At 41.4% G+C, this 16340-nt stretch carries 18 protein-coding genes; 8 read left to right on the top strand and 10 right to left on the bottom strand.

The features are described from left to right. Positions 1 to 9: 9 nt before the first annotated feature. Complete coding sequence (gene nusA, locus OFO12_RS00865) at positions 10 to 1140, bottom strand: transcription termination factor NusA (protein ID WP_270862047.1); 1131 nt, start codon at positions 1138 to 1140, stop codon at positions 10 to 12. A gap of 156 nt (positions 1141 to 1296) precedes the next feature. Between nusA and OFO12_RS00860 the strand changes: the two genes are divergently transcribed. From OFO12_RS00860 to OFO12_RS00845, 4 genes are read left to right on the top strand one after another with little or no spacing between them, the layout of a single operon-like run. Beyond that, positions 1297 to 1539: an HP0268 family nuclease gene (locus tag OFO12_RS00860; RefSeq protein WP_270858271.1), complete on the top strand. Its 243-nt coding sequence runs from the start codon at positions 1297 to 1299 to the stop codon at positions 1537 to 1539. After that, a complete protein-coding gene (miaB, locus tag OFO12_RS00855) occupies positions 1536 to 2831 on the top strand; it encodes a tRNA (N6-isopentenyl adenosine(37)-C2)-methylthiotransferase MiaB (RefSeq protein ID WP_270869125.1) in 1296 nt (431 codons plus the stop codon). The genes OFO12_RS00860 and miaB overlap by 4 nt, the downstream gene beginning before the upstream one ends. Next, entirely contained in the window at positions 2812 to 3471 is a 660-nt protein-coding gene (locus OFO12_RS00850) for a lysophospholipid acyltransferase family protein (protein WP_270869124.1), read from the top strand. The genes miaB and OFO12_RS00850 overlap by 20 nt, the downstream gene beginning before the upstream one ends. Before the next feature lie 48 nt (positions 3472 to 3519). Continuing rightward, entirely contained in the window at positions 3520 to 4278 is a 759-nt protein-coding gene (locus tag OFO12_RS00845) for a hypothetical protein (RefSeq protein ID WP_270869123.1), read from the top strand. On the opposite strand, the gene tilS is transcribed toward OFO12_RS00845, so the two are convergent. Genes tilS through panC form a run of 3 tightly spaced genes read right to left on the bottom strand, consistent with a single transcriptional unit; the run spans position 4225 to position 7399 of the window. Beyond that, positions 4225 to 5262, bottom strand: coding sequence for a tRNA lysidine(34) synthetase TilS (gene tilS / locus OFO12_RS00840; RefSeq protein ID WP_270869122.1), 1038 nt, complete (start codon positions 5260 to 5262; stop codon positions 4225 to 4227). The two genes, OFO12_RS00845 and tilS, sit on opposite strands and share 54 nt — an antisense overlap. A 2-nt stretch (positions 5263 to 5264) precedes the next feature. After that, complete coding sequence (rimO, locus tag OFO12_RS00835) at positions 5265 to 6575, bottom strand: 30S ribosomal protein S12 methylthiotransferase RimO (protein ID WP_270869121.1); 1311 nt, start codon at positions 6573 to 6575, stop codon at positions 5265 to 5267. A gap of 2 nt (positions 6576 to 6577) precedes the next feature. Further along, positions 6578 to 7399: a pantoate--beta-alanine ligase gene (panC, locus tag OFO12_RS00830; protein WP_270865086.1), complete on the bottom strand. Its 822-nt coding sequence runs from the start codon at positions 7397 to 7399 to the stop codon at positions 6578 to 6580. Positions 7400 to 7524: 125 nt separating this feature from the next. Here panC and prfB point away from each other — a divergent pair, with 125 nt between their 5' ends. From prfB to OFO12_RS00810, 4 genes are all read left to right on the top strand, one after another. Next, complete coding sequence (gene prfB / locus OFO12_RS00825; protein WP_270868762.1) at positions 7525 to 8625, top strand: peptide chain release factor 2; 1101 nt, start codon at positions 7525 to 7527, stop codon at positions 8623 to 8625. 21 nt (positions 8626 to 8646) lie between these two features. Continuing rightward, entirely contained in the window at positions 8647 to 8967 is a 321-nt protein-coding gene (locus tag OFO12_RS00820; protein WP_270858261.1) for a type II secretion system protein, read from the top strand. A gap of 9 nt (positions 8968 to 8976) precedes the next feature. Further along, positions 8977 to 9414 carry a hypothetical protein gene (locus OFO12_RS00815; RefSeq protein WP_270862039.1) on the top strand — a complete coding sequence of 146 codons (438 nt, stop codon included), beginning with the start codon at positions 8977 to 8979 and terminating at the stop codon, positions 9412 to 9414. 132 nt (positions 9415 to 9546) lie between these two features. Next, positions 9547 to 10092, top strand: a complete 546-nt coding sequence (locus OFO12_RS00810) for a hypothetical protein (RefSeq protein ID WP_270869120.1) — start codon at positions 9547 to 9549, stop codon at positions 10090 to 10092. Positions 10093 to 10171: 79 nt separating this feature from the next. On the opposite strand, the gene OFO12_RS00805 is transcribed toward OFO12_RS00810, so the two are convergent. The 6 genes from OFO12_RS00805 to OFO12_RS00780 all read right to left on the bottom strand — a co-directional run bounded on the left by OFO12_RS00805 (position 10172) and on the right by OFO12_RS00780 (position 16339). Continuing rightward, positions 10172 to 11392: a 2-hydroxyacyl-CoA dehydratase gene (locus OFO12_RS00805; protein ID WP_270869119.1), complete on the bottom strand. Its 1221-nt coding sequence runs from the start codon at positions 11390 to 11392 to the stop codon at positions 10172 to 10174. 2 nt (positions 11393 to 11394) lie between these two features. Continuing rightward, complete coding sequence (locus tag OFO12_RS00800) at positions 11395 to 14334, bottom strand: acyl-CoA dehydratase activase (RefSeq protein ID WP_270869118.1); 2940 nt, start codon at positions 14332 to 14334, stop codon at positions 11395 to 11397. Positions 14335 to 14520: 186 nt separating this feature from the next. Continuing rightward, on the bottom strand, positions 14521 to 14877 hold the full coding sequence (gene rplS / locus OFO12_RS00795) for a 50S ribosomal protein L19 (protein ID WP_270858256.1): 357 nt from the start codon (positions 14875 to 14877) through the stop codon (positions 14521 to 14523). A 10-nt stretch (positions 14878 to 14887) separates the two neighbouring features. Continuing rightward, positions 14888 to 15577 (bottom strand): tRNA (guanosine(37)-N1)-methyltransferase TrmD, encoded by a 690-nt coding sequence (gene trmD, locus OFO12_RS00790; RefSeq protein WP_270865974.1) that lies wholly within the window; start codon positions 15575 to 15577, stop codon positions 14888 to 14890. Continuing rightward, positions 15574 to 16104 carry a ribosome maturation factor RimM gene (rimM, locus tag OFO12_RS00785; protein WP_270869117.1) on the bottom strand — a complete coding sequence of 177 codons (531 nt, stop codon included), beginning with the start codon at positions 16102 to 16104 and terminating at the stop codon, positions 15574 to 15576. The genes trmD and rimM overlap by 4 nt, the downstream gene beginning before the upstream one ends. Beyond that, positions 16097 to 16339 (bottom strand): KH domain-containing protein, encoded by a 243-nt coding sequence (locus OFO12_RS00780; protein WP_270858253.1) that lies wholly within the window; start codon positions 16337 to 16339, stop codon positions 16097 to 16099. The genes rimM and OFO12_RS00780 overlap by 8 nt, the downstream gene beginning before the upstream one ends. Between the last annotated feature and the right edge of the window lies 1 nt (position 16340).

Here is a 16340-nt window from a genome sequence, read left to right as displayed (position 1 = left end):
AAAGAATTCTCACAGACCGCCAAAGAGCGCTTCGAGATTTTTTAATCCCTCTTCGTTTGATACTTTTTCGCTTGATGCGCCTGTTTCGATTAGCTCGATTTCATAACCGCTTAGCATTGAGGCTAGACGGATATTTAGGCCGTTTTTGCCGATAGCTTTGGATTTTTGGTCAGGGTTGATATAGACGATTGCTTTGTTTTCATCTGTGATTTTGACCGAATTTACAATCGCAGGCGCCATTGCGCGCGAGATTAAAATTTCAGGCGAGGCGGAGTATTCAAACGCATCTATGCTCTCTCCGCCAGCTTTTTTGTCCTCTTCGCTTAAATTTTTGCTCAAAAACTTACTCACGGCGTCGATTCTAGTGCCACCTTTGCCCACGGTTGCGCCCACTGGATCGATATTTGGCGAAACTGAGCTAAGGGCTATTTTCGTGCGTTTGCCAGGAATCCTAGCGCATGCTTGGATTATGACGCTTCCGTCTTTGATTTCAGGGACTTCCGTGCGCAAAATCGCCTCCAAAAACTTCGGACTTGTGCGCGAAAGTTCTAATTTTATGCCTTGATTTTTGTCGATATAGGCGTTTTTGATGACGGCTTGGACGACATCGCCCACCTTGAAACTCTCGCCTTTTATGCGGTTTTTTTGTGGCATGTAGGCTTTGATATCATCTATTTCGACAAATGTCGTTTCGCTAGCGTCGATTTTGGTGACGGTGCCGTGGGCTAGGGTGCCGATTTTGTTTTTATAGCTTTCGAAAATTTTCTCTTCGAGTAGGCGTTGGATATGGTAATTCAGCTCTTTTGCCAAAACCTGCGAAGCTGTGCGGCCGAGATTTTCGATATTTATATCATAGCTTAGCTCATCGCCAATCTCAGCGTCCCCGTGCTTTTTAGCTTCGCTAATTGCGATGAAATTATCCTGTCCTGCGCGCTCGTCATTATCGGCTACGACTTGGACTTTTTGGTAGAGTTTGACCTTTTTTGTAACGGGATCTACCTCACTGTCGTAGATAAACTGCTCGCCAAATAGCCTTTTTGCGGTTTGGATAAAGGCTGTTTTGACCCGCGCGCCCACATCTGATGGATCAAGTCCCTTTTCGTTTGCGATAGACTCGATTATGTCTGTGATTTTTTCCATAACTTTCCTTTTCTTACACTGCTAAATTTTGGGATTTTTAAAATTTTCGAGTTCGGTATTATATTAAATTTAGACTTTATTTTTATTTAAACGAATTATTATATTAATTTTGCTAAACTCATCAGTTTAAAATTTGAAATACGAAAGGATGAAGCAATGCAAGTAAAACTCGCTAGAACTAGCCTAGAAGCGAAGCCAAAGAGTGCAAAAGTCGAAGATTTGGAAGCTCAAATCGCAAAAAGTGGTCAAAAAATTTTCTATTTAGATAGAGAAAATTCGCATAAAGATATCATTGCGTTGATAGAATTTTTTGAAAAAAAGGGATTTTCGGTCTATCAAAGAAGCGTGTATTATGGCCTAAATGAAAACGAATATATGTATGAGGTGCATATAGTTTGAAAAAATTTCTCTACATACAAACCCTCGGTTGTGCGATGAATGTGCGTGATAGCGAGCACATCATCGCCGAACTAAAAAACCAAAATTATGAACTCACAAACGATATTAACATTGCTGATTTAATCCTTATAAACACCTGTTCCGTGCGTGAAAAGCCCGTGCATAAGCTTTTTAGCGAGATTGGCGCATTTGACAAAGTCCGCAAGGCTGGCTCAAAAATCGGAGTTTGCGGCTGCACTGCTAGCCACTTGGGCGCTGAAATTTTCAGGCGTGCTCCGTTCGTGGATTTCGTGCTTGGTGCTAGAAATGTATCTAAAATTTCGCAAGCTGTGCAAACGCCAAAATTTATTAGCACCGATATAAACTACGATGAGAGCGAGTTTGCCTTTGGCGAATTTCGGGGCAGTCCTTACAAATCATACATAAATATTATGATTGGTTGCGACAAAAAATGCTCGTATTGTATCGTGCCACAAACCAGAGGCGACGAGCTCTCAATTCCAGCAAAAATCATACTTGATGAGGCGCGCAGAAGTGCTGCGCGCGGGGCAAAAGAGATATTTTTGCTCGGTCAAAATGTAAATAACTATGGCAAAAGATTTTCTAACGCGCACGAAAAAATCGATTTTAGCGACCTTTTAGTAAGGCTAAGCGAGATTGAGGGGATCGAGAGGATTCGCTTTACTAGCCCGCACCCGCTTCACATGGACGATAAATTTTTAGAAGTTTTTAGCTCAAATTCTAAAATTTGCAAATCCATGCACATGCCACTACAAAGCGGTTCGACTAAGGTTTTGCGCGATATGAGAAGAGGATATAGCAAGGAGTGGTTCCTTGACCGCGCGCTAAAACTGCGAGATTTATGCCCAGATGTGAGCATTAGCACCGATATCATTGTAGCTTATCCGACGGAGAGTGAGGCGGATTTCGCCGATACGATTGATGTGCTAAAACAGGTGAAATTCGAGCAGGTTTTTAGCTTTAAATTTAGCCCGCGTCCGCATACGCCAGCGCAGAATTTAGCGCTAATCGACGATAAAGTCGCAAGTGCGCGCCTTAGCTATTTGCAGGGTTTGCATAATGAAATTTTAGATGAGATTATGAGCGCGCAGGTAGGTAGAGGGCACGAGGTGTATTTCGAGGAACTGCGCGAAAACAATCAAGTAGCTGGCAGAAGTTTTTCGAATTTTTTGGTTTGCGTAAATGGCAGCGAGGAACTGCTTGGGCGCACACTAAATGTAAAAATCGAAAAAGCCGCTAGAATGGCACTTTATGGAAAAGTTACCCTTTAAAAAACGCATTTTCTTTTTTTGTGTAGAATATATTGGGACTTTTTTGATACGCTTGATTTATCTTACTTGTAGGGTTAAATTTAGCGATACAAAATTATCAGATGAAACTTGCGTGGTGGTGTTTTGGCATGGCAGACTTGCAATGATGCCTTTTGCCTATCTTCGCTACTGGAAGCGGTATTATGGCGAAAAAAGAAAGGTAAAGGTCATCATCTCGGACCACAAAGACGGCGAGATTATCACGAGAGTGATTTCGCATTTTGGTATCGGCGCGATTAGAGGATCGAGCTCCAAAGGCGCAGTTAGGGCGCTGATGAACGCATTTAGCGAAATCAAAAACGGCGTAGATGTCATCATCACCCCAGATGGTCCCAGAGGTCCAAGACACAGCGTCGCAGACGGAGCTGTCACAATCGCGCAGAAAAAAAATCTCAAAATTTACGCGCTAAACTACGAAGCGAGCCGTTTTTGGGAGTTTAGAAGCTGGGATAAAATGGTCTTGCCAAAGCCCTTTTCGCGTATAAATTACAGCCTAAGCGAGCCACTAGATATCGCTGGGCTGGGGTTAGAAGAGGCGAAAGAGAAAATAGCAAATTTGCTTTTTGCTCAGGCCGAAAAAGATAAAAATTTCGATTTTTAGTTTTGCATAAACGATTTTTGGTATAATTAGCATTTTTTAGGAGAAAAAATGGGACTTTTCAAGGCTAAATCTTTTCTAAGCGTAGTGCAAAATGATAGCGAGTGCGAATTTGTTTTTAGAAAACTTGGATTTAGTAAAAAAATCGTAGATGAAAAGACGCTCAAATTTAGCGTCGATAGTGCAACTGATTTTGCGGCGCAAATGGCGGAATTTAGGCAAGGGATTGCCAAAAGTTTGCACGCAAATATACTAATCGACGATCCAGCTCAAAGGGTGATTTTTTCTAGCGAGCCTAAAAGGGCGGACGAGTGCTTTTATCAAAGCGTCGATAGCGATTTTATCGTGGAATTCCCGCGTAGTGCGACAACGGGGAGCGACGAGAAATTCGGCGCGAGCTTCAACTCCTATGAAAGCCTTTTTAAGGTGCTTTATTTTTTATACAAAAATCAGCATGAAATCGATAGTGTCGCGATGTTTGTGCTCAAATTTAACGACCGCGTGGCGTTTTTGGTGGCAAATAAAAAACGCGCCCTCTATGCCGATATGATTCTCATAGATGACGAAATAAAGGGCATGATGAGCGATAGCGACGAGTTGTTTTATGAGATTTTAAATTTCCAAATTGATAATTTTTACCAGTCAAAAAACAGCGAGTTTTTGACAAATGTTTTCATTTACTCAGACGGCACGCTCAGCAATGAGATCGGTTATGTGATTTTTACGCGGATTCATATCAAAACAAATCTTATCAATCTAAATTTCGCCGATTTTATCAACAAAATCGCTATGGTCGAGGCCAGAAATTAGCCCTTCACACTCTGCTAAAATTTCACTTCTAGCGAAAATATAGGGGCGAATTAGTGGCGGGATTTTTAAAATTCGGCATTTTTCTTTGAATTTTTTATCCATTTTTGTTTTCTCAAATGGTGCGACGAAATAGAATTTTTCGTTTTTGCAAACGCAAATTTTGCCCGAAAGGACGCAGTCTGTTTTTTGGATTTCTTTTCGTTGATTTTGGCTTAAAACTACGCCTAAAATTTTACACGCTTTATCGATTAAATTTAGGCTTTTTTGCGAATTTTCAAGCACAAAAAATTTATCTTTTTGATAGATAAATTCGCCCATTAAATTTGCTTTGTCGATTGATAAAAACTCAAAACTTTTGGCTAAATTTAAAGCGTATTTTTCTACAAATTTATCGCTAAATTCAGCCCTTACGGCGTTCCTTGCAAATTTGGTATTTTCGTTTGAAATGTCGTTAAAAAATTTGATTTTATTTTCGCTTAAAAAGTCCAAAATTTGCGTTTTGCCGACATTGTAAAAAGGTCGCACGATAGCGTAATTTGTGCGATTTTCGATTTTTTCAAAGCCTAGCAGGTTTGCTAGACCTGCGCCTCGTCCAAGTTGCATTAAAAACCATTCAAATTTATCGTTTAGTTGGTGTGCCGTGATAAGTGTGTCGTATCCGAATTTAGCGCAAATTTCATCAAAAAAATCGTAGCGAATTTTGCGCGCAGTATTTTCGAAATCGCCTGAATTTTCTAAATTTAGCGGAGCAGTTTTGACAAACAAATTCACGCCAAATTTATCGCAAAGCTCTTTTGCGGAAATTTCTTCTAAATCGCTATTTTCGCGGGTTTTGTAATTCACAAAAGCGCAGTCAAATTTAACGCCCAAATTTAAAAGCGTGTAAAAAAGCGCCGTGCTGTCGCTCCCATGCGAAAAGGCAAGTAAATTTTTCCTACCCCGCAAAAAGTCCAAAATCTCATGGTCTATATTTAAAATTTGCATTTTTATTTAGCTTGTTTTGTAATTTTCCCTATGAGTTTCCCACCCACGAATTCGCTAATCTCGCACTCATATAGCCGTCCGATTTGCAAATTTTGTATCTCGCTTTCGTTGATTAAAATCTCGCCGTCGATGTCTTTATCCCAAAGAGCAAGTTTTGCGCCGTAAAAAAACTCGCCCTCTGAGCTAATGCCTGTGATTTCTACGCTTTGTGTGGTGCCAACAAGCCCGGCGAAACTCTCACAAATCGCTTTATCCACGATTTTTTCGATTTTATTTAGCCGTTTTGTGATAACGCGAGTTGGAATTTGCTCCATTTCGCAACTTGCTGTGTCTTCTTCTTTGGAGTAGGCAAAGGCTGAAATTCTATCAAATTTAAACTCGTTTAAAAACTCGCAAAGCTCGTTAAATTCGCTCTCGCTCTCGCCCGGGTGTCCGATTATCACGCCGGTTCGCAAAAACGAATTTGGAGCAGAGCGCATTAAATTTAGCAAATTTAAAATTTCATTTTTAGCATTTCCACGCTTCATAACTTTTAGCATTTTGTCATTTATGTGCTGGATTGGCATATCGAAATAATTCACAAAAACGCTTGAATTTATGATAGTTTTAATCAAATTTTCGCTCGTCGTGGTCGGATAAAGATAAAGAATTCGCGCAAATTTCACGCCCTCAATTTTTTCAATGCGATTTATAAGCGCGATTAGCCCGTCTTTTTCGCCCCTATCTCGCCCATAACTGCTCGTATCTTGCGCGATAAAGCTAAAATCATAAAATCCCCGTGCGACCAAATCCCTGACTTCGGCTTCGATGTCGTCTAAACTGCGACTTTTCAAACGCCCTTTGAAGCTTGGAATCGCGCAAAAACTGCATTTTTGGTTGCACCCTTCGGCGATTTTAATGTAAGCGTGAAAATTTGAGCCAGTGATTACCCTTTTTTGCGTGGTTTGCAAGTAAGTGCTAGGCGAAAATAGATTTTGTTTTTTGAGTATCATCTCGTCTATTTTATCGTAGTCGCCGACACCGCTGAAAATATCGACTTCGGGAAGCTCACGCATAAGCTCGTCTTTGTAACGCTCCATTAAACAGCCAGTTACCACTAAAACGCCGTTTTTTTTCTTAAATTCGGCGAGTTCTAGGATTGTGCGGATACTCTCTTGCTTCGCCGAAGCGATAAATCCACAGGTATTTACTATCATAACATCGGCGCTTTGGGGTTCGGAGACGATTTCGTAGTTTTGCAACCTACCAAGCATAATCTCGCTATCGACGAGATTTTTATTGCACCCAAGTGAGACTAAATAAAGTTTTGGCATTTTTACAACCAAATATTATCGATTAGGCGAGTTTTGCCAACTTTTGCAGCGACAAGGATAATGGTGTTTTTAGGCTCGATTTGGTCTAAAATTTCGAAATTTCTATTTACAAATGCGATATAATCGACCTCTAATGGCTCTAAAATCGAAAGCATTTTATCCTTTAAAATGCTCGTGCTAATCTCGCCTTTGGCGATTAGATTGCTAGCGTTTAAGAGAGAGCGCGAAATTTTAAGCGCTAGCATTTTTTCCTCTTCGTCCAAATACGCATTGCGCGAGCTTAAAGCCAGCCCGTCGCTCTCTCTGACGATTTCGCATGGCACGATATTAATATCCATTAAAAAGCTTTTTACCATATTTTGCACGATAAAAAGTTGTTGAGCGTCTTTTTTGCCCATATAGACATTGTTTGGACGAATAATATTAAAAAATTTATTCAGCACCATACACACGCCGTCGAAATGACCTGGTCGAGTCTTGCCCTCCAAAATTTCAGATGTCGGGCGCACCGCTATGATTGTTGGTTCATTATCGGTGTAAATTTCGCTAACTTCTGGGATAAACATAGCGTTGATATCTAAATTTTCGCAAATTTTAATATCTGCTTCTTCGTTTTTTGGATATTTTTCGTAATCCTCACCCGGTAAAAACTGCGTAGGATTTACGAAGGTCGATACGATTACGATGTCGTTTTCGTTTCTTGCTTGTTTGATTAGGCTTATGTGTCCAGCGTGTAAAGCACCCATTGTAGGGACAAATCCCACATTACCACAGGCATTGGCACGAAATGCTCGTAACTCTTCTACTGTTCGAATAATTTGCATATTTACTTCCAAATTTTAAAATTTAAAGGGCGATTATAACTCAAAAAAATTAAAATTTAACTCTGGGTTAAAAGGGTTAAAAGCTTTAAGCTGTTATAATCTCGCAAAAAATTTAAAGGCAAAACTTGGATAATTACGAATATAGCGAACTTTTGAAAAACCTTGACATAAAAATCAATAATATTAGCTCGATTATCAAACCAGATGAAATTAGCGCGCGCTTAGAAGAAATTTCAAAAATCGAAGCGGACGAGAAATTTTGGAGCGATGTGAAGCTAGCAACTCAAATCGGACGCGAAAAGACCAAAATCAGCTCGGTTTTGGCGAAATTTAAAAAGGCAAATTCTGCGCTTGATGATGCGCGTGAAATTTACGAATTAGCCCTTAGCGAAAATGATGATGATACGATAAATGACCTTTTCGAGGGCGCAGGCGAGCTAGAAGAGGAAATTTCAAATTTAGAGTTAGCGATGATGCTCGGTGGCGATGACGATGACAAAAACGCGATTATCACTATCCACCCAGGAGCTGGTGGGACAGAGAGTTGCGACTGGGCGGGCATGCTGTATCGTATGTATAGCAGGTTTTGCGAGAGAGAGGGCTTTAAGGTAGAGGTTTTGGACTTCCAAGAGGGCGATGAAGCGGGGATTAAAGATGTAAGCTTTATCGTGCGTGGCGAAAACGCCTATGGGTATTTAAAGGCCGAAAACGGAATCCACCGCCTAGTGCGAACTAGCCCATTTGATAGTGCAGGGCGTAGGCACACGAGCTTTTCAAGCGTCATGGTAAGCCCTGAGCTAAACGATGATATTGAGATAAATATCGAGGATAAGGATATCAAAATCGATGTTTTTCGCGCTAGCGGCGCAGGTGGTCAGCATATCAACAAAACAGAAAGCGCTGTTCGCATAACTCACTTAGCCACTGGGATTGTGGTGAATTGTCAAAACGATAGAAGCCAACACAAAAATAAAGAAACGGCAATGAAGGTGCTAAAATCGCGACTTTACGAGCTTGAACTTATGAAAAAACGAGAAGCAAGCGATAGTATCGAAAAAAGCGATATTGGCTGGGGACATCAGATCCGCTCTTATGTGCTTTTCCCGTATCAGCAGGTCAAGGACAACCGCTCAGGCGAGGCGTTTAGCCAGACTGATGCGATACTTGATGGCGATATAAAAAAGCTAATCGAGGGCGTTTTAATTTCGCAAGCAAACAAACAATAAATTTCATTAGAAAGGATTAATATGAGTGAAGAGGGAATTCTTCTAGCATTAGGTTATACTTCAAGCGAGGCGGTGATAGCGCAACTTCGCGGTATTTTGTCAAAATGTGATTTCACAGACACAGAGTTGGAGCACATCGTTACACTAAACGATAAGCTTAAAATTTATGATGCTTACATCGCTATGTCAAATACAAATCCGTATTTTAAAATCAAAAACGAGGCCGCTACAAAAGAGCGCAAAGAGGCTGTTGTAGATATGATCAAGGCTTGGTCGGATAAATTTAATATAGCCTTAGAAAAAGTGCCGAACAAAGACACTTACTATATCTTGGGCAGATAAGGATAGCTTATGAAAAATTTAATCGCTGTGATGATTGCAGGATTATTTTTAGCAGGTTGTGTCAGCAATGCACCAAAAAGCGCAGTAAGCGCGCCAAAGGCTGGAAAATACAGCTATAACGAGATCCAAGACGGAATCCGCCCTATGAATTTGCAAGGTAATGCTGTTCAAAGCGATGCTTGTAAGCAAGGAAATGGTCCGTTGTGTTTTAGTTTTGCTGAATCAATGTATGCCAAAGGCGATTTCGCCTCAGCTGCAAATGCCTACAACATGGCATGCACTGGCACGCAGAATTTCCCAGCTTGCATGAAATTAGCTGATATGTTTGAGCGCGGTCAAGGCGTCGAAAAAAATATTTTTAATGCGATTGATCTTTACCGTGTAACTTGTTATTATGGATACAAAAACGCTTGCGCAAATATGAGACGCTTGGGTTATAACGGCTAAATTTGGCCAAATTTGGGGCGAAATTTTAAAATTTATCAAATTTCGCCCTAGCTTTCAAATTTAAATTTCATAAACAAAAAATTTAATCACGCAAATGTAAAATTCGCTCCGATTTCATAAAGGAGATACAAAATGAAAATTTTAAAATTCGCAATTCTTGGCGCGATTGTCGGTCTGTTTTTCACAGGCTGTGCGCATACGAGAGCCTCAGGTAGCGTGGTGTATGATAGCGGAAGTCCGTATTATAGGGGGTATTACGAGAGCGATTATTACTACGATAGGGTATATCGCCGTCGCCCAGTGATTTATGATAGACGCCCAGTTATCGTGGATAGGCGTCCTGTCGTGGTAGATAGACGCCCAGTCGTGGTTCGGGATAATCGCCACGGACATATAAATACTCGCCCGCACACTCGCCCAGCCATCTCTTCGCGCCCGCACACTCACCGCCTAAGTAATAAATCAATCCGCAACGAGCGCGAAATCCGCAAAATTCATGCTAACAACGGCGAGCGCGAAATGACCTTGCGTCGGGCTAGAAGGGAAGCGGAAGTTATCAAAGCAAGCTCTCGTTACAAAGAAATCAAAAGGCGCGAACGCGAGGCTAGGGGGTTTGATAATGACAACGGCGAACGCCACAGAAGCGCGCACAGAGATATAAAACGCAGAACAAGATAGATGAAATTTGGCTAAATTCATTGAAATTTAGCCAAATTTGGCTGTTAAATTTAGCCAAATTCTCACGAAATTTTAAATTTTAAAATTCCCTATTTGCATTTGAAAGCATTAATTTTATGCGGTTTTCCTGATTTACCGCACTTGCGCCCGGGTCGTAGTCGATCGCGGCGATGTTGGCGTCTGGGTAGTTTTGCTTGATTTTGCGTATCATACCGCGCGCGATGATATGATTTGGCAGACAGCCAAATGGTTGGGCGCAGACGACATTTTGCACGCCTTGCTTCATAAACTCGACCATTTCAGCTGTGAGTAGCCAGCCCTCGCCCATTTTCACGCCGTGGCTGATGTATCCCTCAGCGGCTGCGCGCACCTCTTTAAATGGCGTTGGCGGACGAAATCCGTGTTTTTTCATAGCGCGGATTAATTTTTTTTGGCAAAATTCTAAAATTTTAGCGACCCCAAGGCTGCCCCAATACGCCGCGCCACCCTTGCCATAGAGCTTTTTGTCATACACAGCATCATAAATGCAAGTCAGCACGAAATCCATTAGTCCGGTATTTACTGGCTCTGCGTTTTCTTTGATGAGGTAGGCGTTTAGGCCGTTGTTGCCGATAGGGGAGTATTTCAGATAGATTTCGCCCACGATACCAACTCTGATTTTTGGCTCGCTAGAACGCTCTATTTTGGCGAAATTTTGCAAGATATGGCCAAAATTTTTATTTAGTTTGAAAAATGACTTTTGATTTGTCAAATTTGCGATAAATTCGACCATTTTTTCGTAAATTTCGTTTGTTTGGTTAGGAATTTTTTCGTATGGTTTGCACTGATTGTATAAATTCATCATCAAATCGCCGTAAAAAATCGCCACAAACAGCTTGATTAGCGCCATTTTGCTCAGCGCAAATCCATTTTCATCTAGCGAGCCAAAATTTAGCGAGATCACCGGCACATAGCCAAAACCGCTCTCATTTAGGGCTTTGCGAAGCAAATTTATATAGTTGCTCGCCCTGCACCCGCCACCTGTTTGGCTTATGAGAAGTGCGACCTTGTGCGTGTCAAATTCGCCACTTTTTAGCGCGTCGATAAACTGCCCGATTACGAGCAGGGCAGGGTAGCACATATCGTTATGGACATTTCGCAAGCCCTCCTCGACGATGTTTGCGCGGTTGTCCCGTAAAAGCACGCTTTTATACCCCTCATCAGCCAAAACGCTTTTCATAAAGCGAAAATGCGGATCGATCATCGTAGGGATTAAAATCGTGTGAGTGCTTTTCATATCTTTTGTAAATTTCGCAAACATCATTAGCCTTTTTGTATAAATTGAGCTTTTTCGCGCTCTAACATTGTCGCTTTTAGCGAGCGTAGGCGGATTTTGACTGCGCCTAGATTTGTAACTTCGTCGATTTTAAGCTGAGTGTAAATTTTGCCATTTGCGCGTAGCAGGTCGCGCACTTCATCGCCTGTAATCGCGTCTATCCCGCACCCAAAGCTTACTAATTGCACGAGTTGCATTTTAGGATATTTGCAGATAAATCTAGCCGCGCTATACAGCCTGGCGTGGTATGTCCATTGATTTAGCGATTTGGTTTGAACCTGCATTAGTGGCAGGCTATCCTCGCTTAGCACGATAAATCCGAGAGAATTTAAGTAGCGATCAATCCCGTGATTTACGCTTTTGTCGATATGATATGGTCTGCCAGCAAGCACGATAGCGCTTAAATTTTGTTCGCGGATTAAATTTAGCGTTTCTTCGCCTTTGATTAAAACCGTGTTTTTGTAGTTTTCTAGCTCTTTTTTGCCCTGAAATACGGCGTTTTTGATGACATCAAGCTTAAATTTAAACCCTAAATTTGCTAGCTCTTTTCGCATAGTTTTGGCAAAAAATTCAGGCGAATTTAAATCTAGGTGCGGGTATAAAAATGCCCGCTCGTCCAGCGCGCTGACATTTGCCTTGATTAGCTCTGGATAGTATGCCACCACAGGGCAGTTGTAGCAGTTTTCGCTGATATTTTCGTCTAGGTTGTAGCTCATGCACGGATAAAATATAAAATCGACATTTTGCGCTAGCAGGTCGTAGATGTGGCCATGCACGCTTTTGGCTGGGTAGCAGACCGTATCGCTTGGTATGCTTTGATTGGCTAAAAACAGCGTCTCTTTGCGCGGTTTGCGCGATAGAGCGACGCTCATACCTAAATTTTCAAAAAACGCACTCCAAAACGGGATCATCTCATACATATTCAAAACAAGCGGAATTCCGACCTTTGGTGCGCCGTCTTTTGGGAGTTTTTTGTATTTTTTCAAAAGCTCGTTTTTAAACTCGAACAAATTCGTAATATCGTTTCTGATAGCCTTACCTGCGCCTCTTTCGCATTTATTTCCGGTGATAAATTTCGAATTTTCAAAATGCGTGATTGTAAGCGGGCATTTGTTTGTGCAAAGCTTGCAGGTATCAAATTCGCTTTTGTGCGTGAAAAGTGCTAGTTTTTCGCTCGTGATTAAATTTGAGCTCTCTGGCGCGTTATCGCGCGCAAAAAGCGCAGCCCCATACGCGCCCATAAGCTCGCTAATATCGAGCCTGATGACATTTTTGCCAAGCTCTTTTTCAAAGGCTCTTAGCACAGCATTGTTTAAAAATGTCCCGCCCTGAACCACGATATTTTGCCCTAAATCGTCAGAATTTCGCACACGAATTACCTTGTAAATTGCGTTTTTAATCACGCTAATTGCAAGTCCTGCGCTGATATCTTCCACGCTCGCGCCGTCTTTTTGGGCCTGTTTGACAGATGAGTTCATAAAGACCGTGCAACGGCTACCAAGCTTGGCTGGGTGCGAGGCGAAAAGCCCCATTTTGGCGAAATTTTTGATTTCATGGCCTAGTGAATTCGAAAATGTTTGCAAAAACGACCCGCACCCTGAACTGCACGCCTCATTTAGCACGATAGAATCGATATTGCCGTCTTTTATCGAAAAGCATTTGATATCTTGTCCGCCGATATCGATGATGAAATCGACCTTGGGGTTGAAGTGGCGCGCCGCGCTGTAATGCGCGATGGTCTCAACTATGCCGTAATCAAAGCCAAATGCGGTTTTGATCAGCTCCTCGCCATACCCCGTAACGCCTGAGCTTTTGATTTTTATGCGAGATCCACAAAGAGCGTAAATTTCGCTTAGTTTTTCTTGCAAGATATTTATCGGATCGCCCTTGTTTGATGAGTAAAATTTGTATAAAAGCTCGTAATTTTCGCCGATTAAAACGACCTTAATCGTCGTGCTGCCGCAATCCACGCCCAAATACGCGCTTCCAGAGTATGAGGCGATGTCGGCTTTGGGGACGCTCGCTTTTTCGTGGCGAGCGATAAATTCGTCAAATTCGGCCTGCGAGCCAAACAGAGGTTCTTCTGATTCTAAAAGCTCTTTGTTTGGGCTTTTTTGCAAAAGTTCTATGATTTTGTCCAAATTTAGCGCGGTGCCTGTTTTTTTGGCATAAATCGCTGAGCCATACGCCACGAAAAACGGCCCGATATCAGGGAAGGTGGCGTTTTCGTCGCTTAAATTTAGCGCCTCTTTGAAGCGTTTTTGCAAACCTTTTAAGAAAAATAGTGGTCCGCCTAGAAACAAAATATTGCCCTTAACCTCGCGCCCTTGGGCAAGTCCGGCGATTGTCTGCTCGACTACGGCTGCGTAAATGCTCGCACTTATGTCTTCTTTGCGCACGCCTTGATTTAAAAGAGGCTGAATATCGCTTTTGGCAAAAACCCCGCACCGAGAGGCGATAGGGTAAATTTTGCTAGCATTGAAACTCAGTCTGTCAAGCTCGGAAATGTCTAAATTTAGCAAATTTGTCATTTGATCGATAAACGCGCCAGTTCCGCCCGCGCACGAGCCGTTCATACGCTCCTCGACCCCGCCTGTGAGAAAAATAATTTTCGCGTCCTCACCACCTAGTTCGATGACGATATCGGTTTTAGGAAACATCTGCCTAACTCCTAGCGAAGTGGCATAAACCTCTTGGACAAAGGGAATTTCGCAGTTTTTGGCGATACCCATACCGGCTGAACCTGCTATGGAAAGGCTGAAATTTTCGTTTGGATATCTTTTTTGGATTTCTAAAATTCGCTGTAAAACTAGCTCTTTTGGTTTGGCTAAATGTCTTTGGTAAGTTTTTTCTAAAATTTCATTATTTTCATTTAAAATTACTGTTTTTACGGTCGTAGAACCAACATCAATGCCTAGATATATCATAATTCATCACTCTTGAAAATTTTATTGAAATTTTACAAAATTTATTAAAAAAATAAGCTATGTAAAATTTAAATTTCGTGATTTTATACATTGTTTTTAAACGAAAATAAAATAATGATAGATTTTATCTCATTAGCGAGATAAAATCCTATTTCGCGCAAATTTGCGCTGAATTTTGGGCTAAAATTATTTTCTAAGCTCTTTAATTTTAGCAGCTTTACCTTGTCTGTTGCGTAGATAAAATAGTTTTGATCTGCGGACACGACCACGGCGTAATACTTCGATATTTTCGATACTTTCGCTGTAAATTGGGAAAATTCTCTCTACACCAACGCTGTTAGCACCGATTTTGCGAATGATAAATGTCTCGCTTACGCCCTCGCCGCGTCTAGCGATACATACGCCCTCGAAATTTTGAACACGGCTTTTGTCGCCTTCTTTGATTCTGATAGCGACTTTTAGTGTATCGCCAGCACGAAAATCAGGCACAACTTTGTTTGCAATTTGAGCATCTTCAAATGCTTGAATATACTTGTTTTTCATAAAATGTCCTTTATTTTTTGGCGATTTTTCGGTACATATCCACCCGAAAGTACCTAGTTTTCATTAGCGCCATTTGATTTTTTAAACTGTGCATTTTAGCGTGATTACCCTTTAAAAACTCTGAAATTATAGATAAATTTTTAAAAATATCAGGTTTTGTGAAAGATGGCGCCTCTAAAAGCCCATCTTCGAAGCTCTCTTCATCAAGCGAGGCAGTATTTCCCAAAACACCAGCTAAATTTCGGCTTATAGCGTCGCTCATACACAGCGCGCCAAGCTCGCCACCAGTTAAGACAAAGTCCCCTATGCAAAAAACCTCGCTGACATACTCTTCGATTATGCGCTCGTCGATTCCTTCGTATCTGCCACAAATAAAGCAAATTTCGCTCTGCCCAGCTAGGCGTTTTGCGTCGTTTTGGGTAAATTTTTTACCTACTGGGGTTAGGTAGATGATTTTTGCGTTTGGGGAAGTTTTTTTAAACTCATCAAGCGTCCTAGCTAGGGGTTCGGTGCCGATTAAAAGACCTGCGCCTCCGCCTATCATATAATCATCGACCTTTTTGTATTTGTTGGTGGTAAATTCTCTGGGATTTAAAAAATTTAGCTCGATAATGCCCTTATCAACGGCTCGTTTTAAAATCGAGTCGCCAAAATATGGCTGGATTAAATTTGGAAAAAGGCTTACGAAGGTAAATTTCATGAATTTTCTAAAATCGCCTTAGCGTTTTTGGTCAAAATTTTGCGCTCATCAAGTGAAATTTGAACTACAAAATTATCTAGGTATGGCACAAAAAATGTGCTAGCAAGCCCCAAATTTACCAGCTCGCTCGCTGTTTTTACCTCGAAAAGATACGCGCTGCCACTCTCCATTATGTCGCTGACCTCGCCCAAAATTTCGCCATCTTCGCAAACGCTAAGCCCCAAAATATCAAAATAGAAAAATTCGCCTTTTTTTAGCGGACAATTTTTTCTGGTGTTTTCGATAGTTTGATAAAGGGTTTGATTTACTAAATTTTGGGCTAGTTCAATGCTCTCAAAACCCACGAATTTCACAGTGGAATTTGATTGTAAAAATGCAGAAATTTCCAAAACGGTGCCATCTTGTAAGTAAAATTTGGCACCTTTTTTGAATTGTTTTGGGAAATCGCTTTTATCGTGAAGTCGCAATGCGCCTTTTAGGCCGACTGTTTTGCCGAGCTTAGCGACTTCGAGCAGGTTTTCAGGCATCTTTGGCTTTAACCGTGATTTTGTAGTTACTCGGATCCTTGGCCTTATAGCCCATGATGACCGTTTTTATGGCGTTAATCATTTTGCCGTCTTTGCCGATAAGTTTGCCAGTATCGGCCTTATCAGCGTAGATGATAATCTCTGTGAAATTATCGCCAGATTTTAGCTCGGTAGAAATCGAGTCTGGGTGATCTACGATTAGCTTTGCGTATTCTTTTATAAAGTTTTCAACCATG

Source organism: Campylobacter sp. JMF_04 NA10 (assembly GCF_027737655.1).
GTDB lineage: Bacteria > Campylobacterota > Campylobacteria > Campylobacterales > Campylobacteraceae > Campylobacter_B.
Note: the sequence above shows the minus strand (reverse complement) of the source record. Positions and strands in the feature narration are given on the sequence as shown.